Origin of the sequence: Bradyrhizobium sp. CB2312 (assembly GCF_029714425.1) — a bacterium.
Taxonomy (GTDB): Bacteria; Pseudomonadota; Alphaproteobacteria; order Rhizobiales; family Xanthobacteraceae; genus Bradyrhizobium.
This window is the reverse complement of sequence record NZ_CP121668.1, coordinates 4,898,685-4,913,000: the sequence shown is the minus strand read 5'-3', so window position 1 is coordinate 4,913,000 and position 14,316 is coordinate 4,898,685. Positions and strand designations below refer to the sequence as shown.

Below are 14,316 nucleotides of genomic sequence, written 5' to 3'. Positions count from 1 at the left end.
TTGCACTTAAGCGACCGGCGCGTCGGGCGCAGGAGCTGCGTCCGGAACCGGTTTAGGACGCCCCTTCCGGAAATAGATGGGCGCAAACGCCTCTTTCTGGTTCAGCTCAAGCTGACCTTCGCGCACCAGCTCGAGCGCTGCGGCGAAGCTCGAGGCGAACACGGTGGCGCGCTGCGTCGGATCGGCGACGTGCCGGATCAGGAAGTCGTCGAGAACGCCCCAATCGTCCTGTTCGGTGATGCTGCCGACCAGCCGCTCCAGCGTGGCGCGCGCTTCCGCGAGCGACCACACGGTGCGCTTGGCCAGATGCACGCTCGCCAGCACGCGCGACTGGCGCTGTGCGGCATAGGCGGTGAGCAGGTCGTAGAGCGTTGCGGTGTATTTCGGATGCTTGATCTCGGCGATCTGCTCGGGCTCGCCGCGCGGGAAGATGTCGCGCTGCAATTGCGGCCTGTTCATCAGCCGGTTGGCGGCTTCACGAATGGCTTCCAGACGGCGCAGACGGTTGGCGAGCGCAGTCGCCATCTGCTCCGCGCTCGGGCCTTCCGCACTCGGCGGCTCCGGCAGCAGCAGGCGCGACTTCAGGAAGGCGAGCCAGGCCGCCATCACGAGGTAGTCGGCGGCAAGCTCCAGCCGGATCTTTCGCGCCGCTTCAATGAAATGGAGGTACTGATCCGCCAGCGCCAGGATCGAGATCTTGGCGAGATCGACCTTCTGCTGCCGCGCCAGCGCGAGCAGCAGGTCGAGCGGGCCCTCATAGCCCTCGACGTCCACCACGAGCGCCGGCTCACCCTCGGCGAGCTCTGCGGGCCGCCCGGTTTCAAACGATAGGATTTCTGCGGTCATGCGGATGCCGTGTTTGCCCGTGCGATCAATGCGTCCAGCTCAGTGCGCGCGGCCGCACGATCGAACGGCTGCGGCGGCTTGCGCGCCGCAAGCGCGGCTTTCGCCCGCTCCAGCGCCCTGCCCGACAATTCGGGCGTCTGAGCGGCAACCTCGCGCATCTCCTCGATGTTGCCGTTGCAATGCAGGGCCATGTCGCATCCAGCCGCGAAGATGGCGCGGGTCCGCTCGGCGATCGTGCCCGCCAGCGCGTTCATCGACACGTCATCACTCATTAACAAACCCTGGAACCCGATTGCGCCGCGAATCACCTGAGCAATCATTGTCGCAGAAGTCGTCGCCGGATGGGCAGGGTCGATGGCGCTAAACACAACATGTGCAGTCATGGCCATCGGCAGGTCCGCGAGCGGCCCGAACGCCGCGAAGTCGGTCCGTTCGAGTTCGTCCCGGGACGTGTCGACGGTCGGCAGCTTGAAATGGGTGTCGGCGGTGGCCCGCCCATGGCCGGGGATGTGCTTGAGCACAGGCAGCACGCCGCCCTGCTCCAGGCCGTCGGTGACCGCGCGCGCGATCGCCGCGACCTTGTCGGGCGAGGTGCCGTAGGCCCGGTTTCCGATCACGGCATCGGCCCCGGACACCGGCACGTCGGCTAGCGGCAGGCAGTCGACGGTGATGCCGAGATCGGCCAGATCGGCCGCGATCAGGCGGGCGCTGAGCCGTGCAGCGGTGAGCCCGAGCGCCGAATCAGTGTCGTACAGGGTGGAGAATACGGCGCCTGGCGGATAGACCGGCCAGTGCGGCGGCCCCAGCCGCTGCACCCGTCCGCCCTCCTGGTCGATCAGGACGGGAGCATCAGCGGTGCTTGCAACGGCCCGTAATTCCGCAACCAGCGCAGTGACTTGCGCGGGTGTCGCGACATTGCGCTTGAAGAGGATGAAACCCCATGGGCGTTCGCTGCGGATAAACTCCCGCTCGGCGGCGGTCAGTTCCGTTCCGGAAACGCCGGTAATGAAGGCCCGCGTGCTCATAAGGGCCGATTAACCCTGCCCCGCGAGGGGGTCAAGGAAACGGCCGTTAATTCCTCTGGACGAAGCAGGCGGACAGGCCTGCGGACTTCAGGCTGTTGCAGGCCTGCGTCGCTTCCTCGGCCGATCCATAGGGACCAGCGAAGGCGCGGTAGACGATGCCCTTGCCCTTGTCGGTGAGGTCGACCCGCTTGACCACCGGGGCGCGGGAGCCCAGCACGCTGCCATACTTGCTCTGAAGCACCCGGTAGGAGGCGTGAGCGCTCTCCTCAGTCTGCTGCGAGGAGACCTGCACGACGTAGCCGCCACCGCTGCTGCTGGCGGGCGCGATTTGTGTCGGGGTGGTCGCAGCCATCCTCTGCGGCGGCTCGGCAGGCGCTGCCTGCGGGGCCAGTGACATCGGCTGATTGGCGCTGGCATTGGCCGAGGTCGGCGGATTGCGCGGCACGGCAGGTGCCGCGGGCGCTGCGACGGGCTTCGGCGCCGTTGCCGCAGACTTGGCGGCCGCGGCTTGCGGCGCCGCGCTATCGGTCTGATCGCCCCGCACGGCCACGGTCCTGATCGCGCGCGGCGAATTGTTCGGCATCGTACCGTTGCTCGGCACTGGACCGGCGCTCGGCGGCACCGCGGAGGGCGAGACGCTCGCTACCGACGGCGGGTTGGCGTTCTGGTTCAGCGGCGGGAACACCACGCGGGGACCGCTGGCCTTGGCGTTGACGTCGACCGGCGCCTCTTCGCGCGGCACGATCTTCTCGGAGCCGTCGCCGCTCGCCATCCGATCCGGCACCTTGGCCGAGGAGTCCGCCGGCGCAGGCACGATCTTGGTCGGCGTGTTATCGGCCCGGATGACCGGCGGCTCGCCGCTGCGGGGCGAACCGACATAGGTCTTGTAGGCGAAGGCCGCGCCCGTGCCGACGACAGCGAGCGCGAGGATCGCCGCGACCGTCATCATGCCGCCGCGCTGCTTCTTCGGTGCATCCTCGTCGAGGTCGGCTTCGGGATAGTCGCTCTGGAATGCGTAGGGATCATCAGGATAGGCGGGATCGCGCTGATAGTCCTGCTCGCCCGCCTCCAGCCGTCCGTAGAGCGCATCGTCGTAACGCGACGGATCGGGCTGCTGATACGGCTCCTGATAGGCTTGCTCGTGGTGGGCCTGACCCGGCTGCTGGTAGGCCTGATCCTGGTAGGCTTGAGCCTGATGAGCGTGATCCTGGTAGCCGTGATCGGGATAGGCCTGCGGCGGATGGTAATCAGGCGCAGGCGCGGCCGGCTGGGCTGAATAGCGATGCAGCGGATGAACCGGGCTCACAGAGACGGGATAATCGGGCTCGGGAGCCTGCTGCGGCTGCACGTTGGCGCGCCGAATCCATGATGGCGGCCCGGACGGAAGCGGCGGAGCCTGCTCGGCATAGTCCTGCTGATAGCCGTCCTGCGAATAATTGTCGTCCTGATAGCTCTTGGTGGACGCCGGCGCTGCCGGCGCGCGGACACTGGGCGGCGACTGCGCAGCGAACGGATCGGTCTGACCGATCAGGCGGGCGAGCTCGGCCAAGGGATCGCTTTCCGTCTTCCCATGATGGTCGCCGCCGCGACCATAGTCATCGGAAGGAAACGGTCTGTCGTGATATCGTTCGGCCATCGTGATGATGCGTCCCTTCGGGAAAACCGCGCGCCCCTCGACCTAGGCACGGCTTTCGACCCACAAGGCTGTCAACCAAGTCTAGCGGTCCGGCTTCTGCCGGTTACCCCCGAATTCCCCTTAAGTAGTTCGCCCCAAACTACCGCATCTCGTCCGGAGCATGGACGCCGAGGATGGCAAGGCCCGATGCCAGGACAGAGACGACGCCCTGGACCATTGCCAGTCGCGCCTTTGTAAGATCTGCATCATTATTGATAATGAAGCGTAAATAGGGCAAATCGCGCCCCTTCGTCCAAAGTGCGTGAAATTCGCTGGCTAAATCATAGAGATAAAAGGCAATTCGGTGCGGCTCATGGGCCGCGGCGGCGGCTTCCAGCATGCGCGGATAAATTGCGAGGCGCTTGAGAAGATCGAGCTCGACGGGGTCGGACAGCCGTTCGACCGCCGACTCACTGAGCCAGGCGATGCGCTTTTCAGTGTCCTCCGGCAGTTCCGGGAACACCTCGGCCCGCGCGTTGCGGAAGATCGAATGGCCGCGGGCGTGGCCGTACTGGACGTAGAACACCGGGTTGTCGCGCGACTGTTCCATGACCTTGGCGAGGTCGAAGTCGAGCACCGCGTCGTTCTTGCGATAGAGCATCATGAAGCGGACGGCGTCCTGGCCGACTTCATCCACCACCTCACGCAGAGTGACGAAGTCCCCACTCCGCTTGGACATTTTCACGGGCTCGCCGTTGCGCAGCAACTTCACGAGCTGGACGATCTTGACGTCGAGCTCGCCCTTGCCTGACGTCGTCGCCTTCACCGCCGCCTGCATGCGTTTGATGTAGCCGCCGTGGTCGGCGCCCCAGACGTCGATCATCTCGGCAAAGCCGCGGTCGAACTTGTTCTTGTGGTAGGCGATGTCGGAAGCGAAGTAGGTGTAGGAATTGTCCGACTTGATCAGCGGACGATCGACGTCGTCGCCGTAGGCGGTCGCCTTGAACAGCAACTGCTCGCGGTCTTCCCAATCCTCGACCGGCGCGCCCTTCGGCGGCGGCAGGCGGCCCTCGTAGATGTCGCCCTTGGCCTTCAGGAAATCGATGGTCTCGGCAACCTTGTTGTTGCCGGTCTCGATCAGCGAGCGCTCGGAGAAGAACACATCGTGGCGGATGTTGAGCGCGGCGAGATCGTCCTTGATCTCGTCCATCATCATCGCGATCGCCTTGGCGCGCACCGTCGGCAGCCACCCTGCCTCGCTCATCGCGAGCAGCTTGTCGCCGTGCTCCTTCGCCAGCGCCTGCCCGACCGGCTTCAGATAGTCGCCGGGATACAGCCCTTCCGGGATCGCGCCGATGTCCTCACCGAGCGCTTCGCGATACCGGAGAAACGCAGAGCGCGCGAGCACGTCGACCTGCGCGCCGGCATCGTTGATGTAGTACTCGCGCGTGACGTCATGGCCGCCGAACTGGAGCAGGCTCGCCAGCGCATCGCCGAACACGGCGCCGCGGCAATGGCCGACATGCATCGGCCCGGTCGGATTGGCCGAGACGTACTCGACATTGACCTTGGAGCCGCCGCGGACGCGGCCGTAGTCGCTCCCCTCCCGCAGAACGGTGCGCAGCGCCTCGGCCCAGGCCACCGGCTTGAGCGTCAGATTGATGAAGCCGGGGCCGGCGACGTCGACCTTGGCGATCAGTTCATCGGCGCGGAGCCGCTCGGCGATCTGCTCGGCGAGATCGCGCGGCTTTGCCTTTGCCTCTTTCGCAAGCACCATGGCGGCGTTGGTCGCCATGTCGCCATGGGAGGCATCGCGGGGCGGCTCGACCACGACGCGCGAGAAATCAATGCCCTCGGGCCAGTTGGCGTCCGCCGCGAGCGCGCGGCAGGCGGTGTGCACGCGTGCGAGCACGTCGGCGAACAAATGCAGGGATGAGGATGTCTGGGGCATGGCCGCCGCCTAACGCAAATCCGGGGTCGAGTCAAAAAGCCGCTGGTGCTCGGTCAGGGCGAAACGGTCGGTCATTCCGGCAATGAAATTGCCGATCCGCCGGGCCCGGTCGCCCTCATTGTCCGCCTCCGCCCCCGTGAGCCATTCCGGCGGCAGCTCGGCCGGCGATGTCAGGTATTTGGCGAACAGGTCAAACAGGATCTGCTCCGCCTCCCCCATCACCCGCATCACCCGCTTGTGGCGGTACATGTGCTGATAGAGAAAGCGCTTGATGGCGGCTTCCTCCTCGGCGACCGCGGCCGGGAACGCGATCAGCGCCCTGCTCTGCTGGCGCACGTCCTGGGCCGATTGCGGCTTGACGGTATTGAGGTTCTTCTGCGCCTCCGCAAACACCGCGCCGATCAGGTGCGAGATCAGCTCGCGTACCAGCTCAGCGCCGCGCCTGACGTCTTCGAGATCGGGATAATGGGCCGAGGTCTCAGTGATGATCTCCGCGGTGAGCGGCATCACCTTGAGGTCGTCGAGATGGAACAGGCCGGCGCGCAGGCCATCGTCGATGTCGTGGGCGTCATAGGCGATGTCATCGGCGATCGCGGCAACCTGCGCCTCCAACGAGGCGAAGCTCCACAATTCGAGATCGTAGGTCTTGATGTAGTCGGCGATGCCGACGGGGACGCCGTGCTCGCGATAGCGCCCGACCGGCGCGCCGCTGCGGTCGGTCAGTGGGCCGTTGTGCTTGACGATGCCCTCCAGCGCCTCCCAGGTCAGGTTCAGGCCGTCGAATTCGGGATAGCGGTGCTCCAGCGCGGCGACGACGCGAAGCGTCTGGGCATTGTGGTCGAAGCCGCCGAACGCCTTCAGGCAGGCATCCAGGGCCCGCTCGCCGGCATGGCCGAACGGCGGATGGCCGAGATCATGGGCGAGGGCCAGGGTTTCCGTGAGGTCTTCGTCCAGCCCGAGCTGTCGCGCCAGCGCCCGGGCGATTTGCGCCACCTCCAGCGAATGGGTCAGGCGGGTGCGGTAATGGTCGCCCTCGTGGAACACGAACACCTGGGTCTTGTACTTCAGGCGGCGGAACGCGGTGGAATGGATCACCCGGTCGCAATCCCGCCGGAACGGGCTGCGGGTCCGGCTCGGTGGCTCCGCGACCAACCGGCCGCGGCTGCGATCAGGGTCGCAGGCATAGGGCGCGCGGGGGGCTGCCATTCCGACGGACACGGCGAATTTAGTCCCTATCCATTTGATTCTGCGTATGGTGGCACTTAACTATGTCGGGCGCGGGATACCAACTGAATTGGGCAAATGAACCTGGTATGACGCGGGACTATCGGAGACCAGCAATGACCACTGCCGTGACCATCAGCGACCGCGCCGCACGCCGGATTGGGGAGATCCTCAAGGGCGAAGGCACAGGTGCGATGCTGCGCATCTCCGTCGAGGGTGGCGGCTGCTCCGGCTTCCAGTACAAGTTCGACATCGACCGCGACCGCACCGACGACGATCTCGTGATCGAGCAGGACAATGCGGTGGTGCTGGTCGATTCCGCCTCGCAGCCGTTCCTGGCGGGCTCGCAGGTCGATTTCGTCGATGACCTGATCGGCGCCTCGTTCCGCGTCAACAATCCGAACGCGACGGCATCCTGCGGCTGCGGGACCAGCTTCTCGATCTGACGGGCTTCAAGCGCCCGTCATCTGCCTTTCCTCGTCCGTCCATTCCACCTCAACCGGCATCAGCTCCGGCTGAAGCGGTGCGTCCTCCGACATCGTGTGACCGTCCAGCGCACGCAGCAAGGCCGCGACCAGGGTGGGCTTGCGCAAGGGCTTTGCCAGGAAATCTGACATGCCCGCCTCGCGGCAGATCTTGACGTCCTCGGGGAAGGCATTGGCCGTCAGCGCGATGATCGGCAAGGCGTCGAAGCGCCCGCCCTGCGCGCGGATCGCACGCGTCGCGGCAAGGCCGTCCATGTCCGGCATGCGCACGTCCATCAACACAACGTCGTAATCCCCCTCTGAGGCCGCCGCGACGGCCTGGACGCCGTCGGTCACGACCTTCATCTCCACATCGAAGGCCCCGAGCATCTTGCTCACGACCATGCGGTTGACCGCATCGTCCTCGGCGACCAGCACCTTGAGCGGCCGGTCGAGCCCGATGATGCGCGCCTTGAGTGCTTCGGCCTCGTCGGCGCCCGCCGCCTGGTCGGATGCCTGCGCTTGGCTCCAGGGCAGCACCAGCGTGAAGTGGAAGGTCGAACCTTCGCCCGGCGTCGAGGTGACGCCGATGGTGCCGCCCATCTGCTCGATGATGCGTCGCGAGATCGCAAGCCCCAGCCCGGTGCCGCCGAAGCGGCGGCTGATCGAGGCGTCGGCCTGGGCGAAGTCGCTGAACAGCTGGCCGACCTTCTCGGGCGCGATGCCGATGCCACTGTCGGTCACGGTCCATTCGACCGTGGCGAGCAGGTCGCGGCGCGCCTGGCAAGTCGCAGCGATCGTCACCTCGCCCTCATCGGTGAACTTCACCGCGTTGGAGGCAAGGTTGAGCAGCACCTGGCGGATGCGCGCGACGTCGCCGCGCAATGTCGGTGGCAGGTTCGGATCGAGCTCGACCTTGACCGCGATCTCTTTGCCCTTGGCGCTCGCGCGCGCGACCGTCGCAACGGTTTCGACCAACGCCTGCGGCACGAAGTCGATCGCCTCGAACTGGAAGCGGCCCGCCTCGAGCTTGGAGAGGTCGAGGATGTCGTTGAGGATGCGCTGGAGATTGTCGCCGGACTCGCGGATCGTGGTGACCGCCTCGCGCTGCTCCGGATCGAGCTTGGTTTCGAGCAGCATGCTGGCGAGGCCGAGCACACCGTTCATCGGCGTGCGGATCTCGTGGCTCATGACTGCGAGGAAATCCGACTTGGCGCGGCTCTCGGCCTCGGCCTTTTCGGCGCGCCAGCGCTCGGTGACGTCGCGGCCGAAACCGCGATAGCCCAAAAATTGCCCGTCGCGGTCATAGGCCGGCTTCGCGGTCAGCGACCACAGTCGCGCCTCGCCGCCGGCGACGACCTTGAGGTTCATCTCGTGCAGGGGCTCGGCATGCTCCATCAGGCCGACGACGTCGTAGGCGGCCGCCTTGTCTTCTGGGCACAGCATGTCGAGCACGTCGGCGAACAGCGATCCTTTCAGCAGCGGAAGCGGTAGCTGCGCGACGTCGGCGAAGCGCTCAGGCACGTCGACCAGATGGCCTTCGGCGTCGGTCTGCCACAGCCAGTCGCTGGCGGTCTCCTGAAAGTCTTTCAGCAGCAGCGAAATGATCTCGGTCTGTCGCTCGAGCTCGAGCCGGGCCTTGAGGTTGTCGAGGAACAGATTGCCATGCGAGACGATGTTGCGCGCCATGAAGAACGCCAACAGCAGCAAGAACACGGCGGTCACCAGATACGGCCCAGTGCCGCAGAGCAGCAGCGCGCCGGCGCAGGCGACCGTCATGGTGGCGAGATAGACGAGGCCGGCGCGCGGGAAGGTCGATAATGTGAAGGCGCCGCCCGACATCATGCCCACCATCAGGCAGGCCAGGAGGAGCTGGCTGGTCGGCTCGATGCGGCTGAACAGCGCCAGCGGCAGCGTGCCCCAGATCGCGGCGAGGAAGAACGCCTGCCGCAGCATCTGACGCGCGGCGCGCGGCGAGGCCTCCTGCGGCGGGTTCTGGTGCGAGCGGCGCCAGGCGCGCACGGCCAGCGAGGCGGTGACGGCAAGGGTCGTGCCCCAGATCGCGAGGAAATCGTTCCAGCCCCTGCCCCAGAACAGGATCAGCACGATGGCGACTTTGAGCATGGTGACGGCCATCGTCACCGGGATGGCCCGCGCCACCGCGTCGATCTGCTTGGCGCGGATCCGGCGCAGCTCGCGCTCGCTGAGCCCGGCGGTCAGGCCGTCCTCGATCTCGAAGCCCCCGAGCCAATGCAGGAACGCGCCGACCAGGCCGTCGCGCGGCTCAGTCTGTCCCAACGATTTATCCGGCCATCCCATCCGCGGAACCTTTTCCGTATCAATGGCCTGCGCCCTGCTTAAGCCGGGTTAATTTTGTGGGAGATTTTGCGGCGTCCTTGACGGGCGTGTTTGCAGTTTGTTCTAACCATGGCCCTTGGTCTGGAGCCTCGCCGACATGCCCATCAGAGTTGCCACCTGGAACGTGAACTCGGTCCGGCAGCGGATCGACCTGCTGCTGACCTGGCTGAAGGAATGCCAGCCGGACATCGTCTGCCTCCAGGAGATCAAGTGCGTTGATGAGGCCTTCCCGCGGCTGGAGATCGAGGCGCTCGGGTACAACGTGGTCACGCACGGTCAGAAGACGTTCAACGGCGTCGCCCTGCTCTCAAAACTCCGGTTCGACGAGACCAAGTCTGGGCTCGCCGGCGACGACGAGGACGTCCATGCCCGCTTCCTCGAAGGCGTGGTGACGCTCAAGCGTGGCGTCTTGCGCATCGCCTGCCTCTATCTGCCCAATGGCAATCCGGTCGGGACCGAGAAATATCCTTACAAGCTCAAATGGATGTCGCGGCTTCTTGAGTATTCGAAGGAGCGCCTCAAGACCGAGGAGCCGCTGATCCTCGCCGGCGACTTCAACGTGATTCCGCATGCCCGCGACGTCCACAATCCCGCGGCCTGGACCGAGGACGCGCTGTTCAAGGCCGAGACGCGCGAGAGCTTCCAGTCCCTGCTCGGCCTCGGCCTCACCGATGCCCTGCGGGCCGTGACCGACGAGGGCGGGCTCTACACCTTCTGGGACTACCAGGCCGGGGCCTGGCAGAAGAACCAGGGCCTGCGCATCGACCATCTGCTACTGTCACCGCAGGCCAGCGACAAGCTCGCCAATGTCGGCATCGATAGCTATGTGCGCGGCTGGGAGAAGCCGTCGGATCACGTGCCGGTGTGGGCGGATCTGGATCTGGAGGCGGCGTAAGCGGCGAGATGGTGGGCACGGCGCCAAGGCGCCTTTGCCCACCCTACGGGACCGTACTTACTCCCTACGGCCCTGCACCCACTGTTCCAGCATTTGCAGGCACATGGCGCGATCGTCGTCGGAGGCCTTGGCGAAGGCGCGGTTGTAGCTTTCCTTGATCCAGGTCTCATCGGCGCCGGCGCTGTCACGCGCCAGGGTCAGCCACATGAGGCCGCGCGCGGCCTGCCGCGGCAGGCGGTCGCCGTTGAACAACATCTGGCCGAGCAGCGCCTGGGCCTCGTGCTGGCCCTTCTGGGCGGCAAGGCCGAGCCAGCGTGCGCCGTAGCGGAAATCCTCGCGCGAGGCGTCCGGCGTCTTCAGATACAGCCGGGCGAGATCGTACTGGGCATCCGCATTGCCGAAATAGGAGGCCGCGTAGGAGAACATCTCCCGCGCCCGGTCCTGGTCGGGCTTGACCTTGGAGTTCGGGATACCGCTCAGATAGTAGCGGCCGAGCGCGACGAAGGCATTGGCCACGACCTGCGCCTGCGGTGCCGACGGGCTGTCCTCGGCATGCGCATTGGCGATCCGGCTGAAATATTCGAAGGCGCGGACATCGTCCTGGGCCACGCCGTCGCCATTGGCGTACATGCGGCCGAGCTTCCACTGCGCGATGGGGTGACCGCCTTCGGCGGCATATTGCAGTGCGCTGAGGCTGGTCTCCTGAGGCGCAGTCACCGGCGCCGGCACCTTGCTGCGCACAGCGGGCGCGGCACCCGGCAAGGTGGTCACGACAGGGATGGTGGCGTCCTTGTTGACCGGCGCGCCGTCGAAGGCGAGCGCCGGCGCGGCCAGCGCACCGGCCCCTAACACAAACGCAACAATGGCACGCCTAGATGTCCGCATAGCACTGTTTCTCGTGCGCGCCGCCCGGATGGGTTACTGCCCCTCCGACCGCTGGTCCAACCTGCTGAGCATACTTCCAGAGCGCACCCGACGTGTGATTAGTCGCGCGAGCGCTCCATTTGGTCTTGCGCTGAGCGAGCTCAGCGTCACTCAATTTTACGTTAAGGGTACCGGCGTCCGCATCGATCTCGATGATGTCGCCGTCCTCGAGCAGCCCGATCGGGCCGCCGACCGCCGCCTCCGGCCCGACATGACCGATGCAGAAGCCGCGGGTGGCGCCGGAGAAGCGGCCGTCGGTGATGAGCGCGATCTTGCCGCCCATGCCCTGGCCGGTCAGCGCCGCGGTGGTCTGGAGCATTTCCCGCATGCCGGGACCGCCCTTCGGCCCCTCGTAGCGGATCACGATGACTTCGCCTTCGCGATAGGTGCGCTTCTGGACCGCCTCGAAAGCATCCTCCTCACGGTCGAAGCACCTGGCCGGACCGGTAAACTTGAGGTTGGACATTCCCGCGACTTTCACGATCGCACCTTCTGGCGCCAAATTGCCCTTCAGACCGACCACACCGCCTGTCACGGTGATGGGCTTGTCTGCCGGGTGCACCACGTCCTGGTGCGGATTCCATTTCACGCTTTTGAGGTTTTCGGCGATCGTTCGACCGGTGACCGTAATGCAGTCGCCGTGGAGAAATCCGTTGTCGAGCAGCGTCTTCATCAGAAGCGGTATGCCACCTACTTCAAACATGTCTTTGGCGACATAACGGCCACCCGGCTTCAAATCCGCGACATAAGGTGTCTTTTTGAAGATTTCGGCGACGTCGAATAAGTCAAACTTAATGCCGGCCTCGTGCGCGATCGCCGGCAGGTGCAACGCAGCATTGGTCGAGCCGCCGGAGGCGGCGACCACGGCGGCGGCATTCTCCAGCGCCTTGCGGGTGACGATGTCGCGCGGCCGGATGTTCTCGGCGATCAGGTCCATCACCTTCTCGCCCGCCGTCATGCAGAAGGCGTCGCGGATCTCATAGGGGGCCGGAGCACCGGCGGAGTAAGGCAGCGCGAGGCCAATGGCTTCCGAGACGGTTGCCATGGTGTTGGCGGTGAACTGCGCGCCGCAGGCGCCCGCCGACGGGCACGCCACGCGCTCGATCTCGTCGAGGTCCTCGTCCGACATGGCGCCGACCGAGTGCTTGCCGACCGCCTCGAACATGTCCTGCACTGTAACCTGCTGCCCGCGGAAATTGCCGGGCAGGATCGAGCCGCCGTAGATGAAGATCGAGGGCACGTTGAGACGGACCATCGCCATCATCATGCCCGGCAGCGACTTGTCGCAGCCGGCAAGCCCGACGAGCGCATCATAGGCGTGGCCGCGCACGGTCAGTTCGACGGAGTCGGCGATGCATTCGCGCGACGGCAGCGAGGAGCGCATGCCGTCATGGCCCATGGCGATGCCGTCGGTCACGGTGATGGTGCAGAACTCACGGGGCGTGCCGCCTCCCGATGCGACGCCCTTCTTCACCGCCTGCGCCTGGCGCATCAGGGCGATGTTGCAGGGAGCGGCCTCGTTCCAGCAGGAGGCAACGCCGACGAAGGGCTGGTGGATCTGCTCGGTGGTCAGACCCATGGCGTAGAAGTAGGACCGGTGCGGCGCGCGCGCAGGGCCTTCCGTCACGTGACGGCTCGGCAGCCTCTGCTTGATGTCGGTCTTCGCGTCCATCGCAAACCAGTTTCCCCGGCCAACCCTTTCAGACCCGAAAAATCAGAGCCAAGATTTGAATCGACCAAGATTCGAATCGATCCTTGGATTTCCCGTCGCCTTGTTCGGACCGCCGCTGTCTCTCAAACTTTAGAGCGATTTTATTCATGTTCAGGTGTGGCCAAAAAGCGGCGCCGATGCGAACGGCCGGTGGTGAGAGTTAAATCCGCCGTGAGTGTTGCGCGGACAGCACAATCGTTACCGGGAAGACACGGATTGGCTTACCGCGATACCCTCACAAAGATGACAATCCACAACTTGAGATTTTATGACACGAAGAGCACGCCCGGCTTCGGCGCAATGATCGCGTATTCGCATTGAGTCGATTCCTCACCGTTAGTGCCGTAGGCCGGGCAAGGCGCAAAGCGCCGTGCCCACCATCTCTCCACCCTACGATGCTGGATTGCTTCGCTGCGCTCGCAATGACGGAGTACAGCATCTGAGGTAGAGCGCAGGGAAACCCGTCGACTCTCGTGAACGCCCAAGCATGATGGGTTTCGCTCTACCCATCCTACGGCACTGTCATTCCCCGCCACCGGGTCTCGCCTTCGGCGAGCCCGATGACAGGCTCCGGCGGGGAATCCAGTAAGCCGCGGCCTATCGCTTCAATCACGACCGCCTCGGAATACTGGATAGCCCGGTCTGCGCCGGGCGATGACAGCGAGTGTGTGGTTGCAGACATGCGTATTCGCCCTCGCAGCGCAATTCGCCCGAGCTTGCTTGATCTCTCACGGCTCTGAGCTGGCCGGCTTGCAGCATCGTCTTACTTCTTGAGAATGCCGACGTCGGTGTTGCCCAACTTCTCTATGGCGCGATTGGCGGCGGGCGTATCCACCGCGTTGTCGTGCGACGTTGGAGCCTGAGTAACCGAAGAAGCATCCACGTCGCCGCCGGTCGTCGTGTGGCCAAGCGCGTTGCCGACGTTCGGAGTGGAGGAGCCCGCAGTGCCGCTTAGGGTATGCCCGGTCGAAAGCGTGCCGTCCTCATAACCCGTGGACCCAGTCGCCGAAGTTCCGCGCGCCGCCGAGCCGCTACTGCTCGATCCCCCCGCAGTCTGGGCCGAAGCGAGCGAAGAGCCGCCAACGAGTAAGATCAAGACAACGGCCATGTGGTTCATCGGGCGGTTCTCGAAATGAATAACCGCTCAATGAGTTGCACGTCCGATTGTTCCGCACCGGCTACCGCTCCCCCGGGCCATCACGTTGACGGCGGATTGCTGGCCGAAATCTTCGTCATCCGCGACGCGACGACGTGGCTCGCCACGCTCTGACTGGTGTCGCAACCGAGACATCGGAAGGTCGAG

General features: G+C 65.2%; 11 protein-coding genes. 2 read left to right on the top strand and 9 right to left on the bottom strand.

Annotated features, from left to right (window positions below):
* Positions 1-6: 6 nt before the first annotated feature.
* From QA642_RS24105 to QA642_RS24085, 5 genes are all read right to left on the bottom strand, one after another.
* Positions 7-846 (bottom strand): ScpA family protein, encoded by an 840-nt coding sequence (locus tag QA642_RS24105; protein WP_025036467.1) that lies wholly within the window; start codon positions 844-846, stop codon positions 7-9.
* Positions 843-1,871, bottom strand: a complete 1,029-nt coding sequence (gene nagZ / locus QA642_RS24100) for a beta-N-acetylhexosaminidase (protein WP_283079065.1) — start codon at positions 1,869-1,871, stop codon at positions 843-845. The genes QA642_RS24105 and nagZ overlap by 4 nt, the downstream gene beginning before the upstream one ends.
* Positions 1,872-1,917: 46 nt before the next feature.
* Entirely contained in the window at positions 1,918-3,507 is a 1,590-nt protein-coding gene (locus tag QA642_RS24095) for an SPOR domain-containing protein (protein ID WP_283079064.1), read from the bottom strand.
* Between the two features lie 139 nt (positions 3,508-3,646).
* Entirely contained in the window at positions 3,647-5,437 is a 1,791-nt protein-coding gene (gene argS, locus QA642_RS24090) for an arginine--tRNA ligase (protein ID WP_283079063.1), read from the bottom strand.
* Between the two features lie 9 nt (positions 5,438-5,446).
* A complete protein-coding gene (locus tag QA642_RS24085) occupies positions 5,447-6,655 on the bottom strand; it encodes a deoxyguanosinetriphosphate triphosphohydrolase (RefSeq protein ID WP_283079062.1) in 1,209 nt (402 codons plus the stop codon).
* Positions 6,656-6,777: 122 nt separating this feature from the next.
* Here QA642_RS24085 and erpA point away from each other — a divergent pair, with 122 nt between their 5' ends.
* Entirely contained in the window at positions 6,778-7,107 is a 330-nt protein-coding gene (erpA, locus tag QA642_RS24080) for an iron-sulfur cluster insertion protein ErpA (RefSeq protein WP_027559340.1), read from the top strand.
* Positions 7,108-7,113: 6 nt separating this feature from the next.
* Here erpA and QA642_RS24075 read toward each other — a convergent pair whose 3' ends face one another.
* Positions 7,114-9,444: an ATP-binding protein gene (locus QA642_RS24075; protein ID WP_283079061.1), complete on the bottom strand. Its 2,331-nt coding sequence runs from the start codon at positions 9,442-9,444 to the stop codon at positions 7,114-7,116.
* A 136-nt stretch (positions 9,445-9,580) separates the two neighbouring features.
* Between QA642_RS24075 and xth the strand changes: the two genes are divergently transcribed.
* Entirely contained in the window at positions 9,581-10,378 is a 798-nt protein-coding gene (xth, locus tag QA642_RS24070; protein ID WP_283079060.1) for an exodeoxyribonuclease III, read from the top strand.
* A 57-nt stretch (positions 10,379-10,435) separates the two neighbouring features.
* Here xth and QA642_RS24065 read toward each other — a convergent pair whose 3' ends face one another.
* The 3 genes from QA642_RS24065 to QA642_RS24055 all read right to left on the bottom strand — a co-directional run bounded on the left by QA642_RS24065 (position 10,436) and on the right by QA642_RS24055 (position 14,130).
* Positions 10,436-11,263, bottom strand: coding sequence for a tetratricopeptide repeat protein (locus QA642_RS24065; protein WP_027559343.1), 828 nt, complete (start codon positions 11,261-11,263; stop codon positions 10,436-10,438).
* Entirely contained in the window at positions 11,250-12,974 is a 1,725-nt protein-coding gene (gene ilvD / locus QA642_RS24060; RefSeq protein WP_235546228.1) for a dihydroxy-acid dehydratase, read from the bottom strand. Before ilvD ends, QA642_RS24065 begins: the two co-directional genes overlap by 14 nt.
* An 802-nt stretch (positions 12,975-13,776) precedes the next feature.
* The gene (locus tag QA642_RS24055) at positions 13,777-14,130 is read right to left on the bottom strand and encodes a hypothetical protein (protein WP_283079059.1); all 354 of its coding nucleotides are present in this window, start codon (positions 14,128-14,130) and stop codon (positions 13,777-13,779) included.
* Between the last annotated feature and the right edge of the window lie 186 nt (positions 14,131-14,316).